This window comes from Synechococcus sp. H55.11, assembly GCF_047462475.1.
Lineage (GTDB): Bacteria > Cyanobacteriota > Cyanobacteriia > Thermostichales > Thermostichaceae > Thermostichus.
In genome coordinates, this window is record NZ_JANSJI010000072.1 from 1 (window position 1) to 2,044 (window position 2,044).

The window sequence follows — 2,044 nt, forward strand, 5'->3', positions numbered from 1 at the left end:
ATGGCTCGTCGCGTCGATCCCTAGTTCTCTTCTCCCTTTGAACAGAGGCTAGAGAGGAAAACTGTACAGCGATCCGGGGCAGGAATCAAATTATCAAATAGCGATGAAACAGTTCTTCAAGTTCATCCACAACTCCCCTCTCTCTCTGGGAGAGGGGCTGGGGGTAGCGGCGCGGAGCGCTTGGGAGCTGTCTCGATCTAGCCTGGAATGACCATATCTCGAACCTGCTTTAGCTGGTTGCGAACTGCTGCGTCGGAAAGGCCCTGACCCATCCCTTCTCTACCAAAACTTGAGTGGCGAGCAGGATTTGTTTCTTGCTGAATCGTCGCTTTCTTTCCGCCCAGGCGTGGAAACCCTCCACCAGCTCCTCCGCCGTGCTGGGGTGGTCGCGAGTTATGATCCAATGGGCAGTGGCGAGCAGTTCTAAACCATATGGCGACTCAAAACCCTCCACGAGGTCGCTAACACGCTCGAAACGTTCTCTCGTCTCCGGCTGACTGGCGAGGTAGCTGTAGGCCTCCTCAACGGCGCCAGGCACAAGCTCTAGCTTCTTGTCCGGTTGGTCACCCCCCGATCCGTACCCGGAGATGTAGTGCCCTTCGATTTCCTTGAGAACATGCCGCAGGTTCTCAGCATAGGGGCCATAGACGCCCTTCGTGAACCGCAGGCGCAGCGGCTCCCCAGCCTCCTGCAGGAAGTACATCAGCTTGTGCAGCTCGAGCAGGGAAACGAAGGGAACCAGTAGACCGTTGATGTAACGCTCCATGAGGCCCACCAGCACCGCTCTTCCCGGGGTCAAGGTGGAAACCTGCCCACGGCGCATGCTCTTCGGCAAAAGCTGAACTTCAGTCGGCTCATAGACAAGAATGCGGACATCCGTGAGCGTTGCCAGTGCCCGCTCGATGCGGGAGCGAACATCTGGCCAACTGAGACCACCGAGGCCACAGCCTAGGGGTGGCAAAGCAACCGAATGTAGGTCAAGGCGCCTGATCTCTTGGACAAGGGACTGCAGCCCAGCCTCAATGTCCTCAATCCTCGACTTCCCTCGCCAGTGGCGCTTGGTGGGAAAATTGATAATGTAGCGCGGATTGGTCAGCTTTCCTGTCTCGAAAACCAATAGTTTGCCCGGCCGAACCTCCCCCCGTCGGCAAGCTGCTGCGTAGGCCTTGAAGTTCTCAGGCCAGGCTTTTTTGAACTGCAGCGCAATGCCACGGCCCATGGCGCCAACGCAGTTAACGGAATTGACCAGCGCTTCCGCATCCGCTTTCAGGATATCCCCGACACAGTACTCGAGGTTCATGGCCTCTCTCCGCTAAAAATACCAATCGGCACGGACTTCAACCGCAGGATTATACCTACTTCCTGCCAATGCTTGGTTGACCCTGTCTTTGACGCTAGCCTGGCACACTCCGATCCTTTCAACGAGATCAAAAGGGAAATAGCCATGGACGAGAAATTCTGCCTGCTTGCGCTCTTTAATATCTGAGTTGCGAAAATCCCTAGCACTAATGGCATCCCAGTCTAGCTCACCAAGACAGTCGAGTTGTGCGCGAAACTCAGTGTAGCGTGCCCCTGCATTGGAGAGGGAGAAAGCCCATCGAGTTCCACTGTGGTCAGCCCAATTGATGACCCGGTACAGATCGGCTTCGAGGTGTACGACTAGGGTCTGCCCGCCGCGATAGGCCAACTCGGGGTGGTTGGCGCAGTGGATAACATAAAGCATGATCGAGCGCGGGCAAAAATAAAAGGGAACATAGTCGCCGACTTTTGTGTCGGGGTGACAGGCAACTTCCAGCTCCTCGATTCGGCGCCGCTTGATTTTGGACATGCCAATTATTTGCGTCGGCCCGCCTTGCTGCAGGATTGCCGCGTCAGAAAGTAGGCCGCCGGCAGTTACGATACCTTGCAAGTTGTCCACATGAGTGATGTGGTAAATTTTCGGGCTTTCTGGGATAGGCATCGTACCTCTAACCTACGACCCAGCTTTGGAAAAGGCAAAGCCAAGCTGGCCCTAGCCAGAACGGGAATCAAGGCCGACAGGCTC

General features: G+C 55.8%; 2 protein-coding genes. Both read right to left on the minus strand.

The features are described from left to right. Positions 1–229: 229 nt before the first annotated feature. A complete protein-coding gene (locus NW853_RS03085) occupies positions 230–1,300 on the minus strand; it encodes a macro domain-containing protein (RefSeq protein WP_414337015.1) in 1,071 nt (356 codons plus the stop codon). 12 nt (positions 1,301–1,312) lie between these two features. Beyond that, positions 1,313–1,960: a DUF4433 domain-containing protein gene (locus NW853_RS03090; RefSeq protein ID WP_414337017.1), complete on the minus strand. Its 648-nt coding sequence runs from the start codon at positions 1,958–1,960 to the stop codon at positions 1,313–1,315. Positions 1,961–2,044 lie beyond the last annotated feature (84 nt).

Coding starts and splice junctions, on each gene's coding strand:
- NW853_RS03085 (WP_414337015.1), bottom strand. CDS start 1,300: ATGAACCTCGAGTACTGTGTCGGGGATATCCTGAAAGCGGATGCGGAA.
- NW853_RS03090 (WP_414337017.1), bottom strand. CDS start 1,960: ATGCCTATCCCAGAAAGCCCGAAAATTTACCACATCACTCATGTGGAC.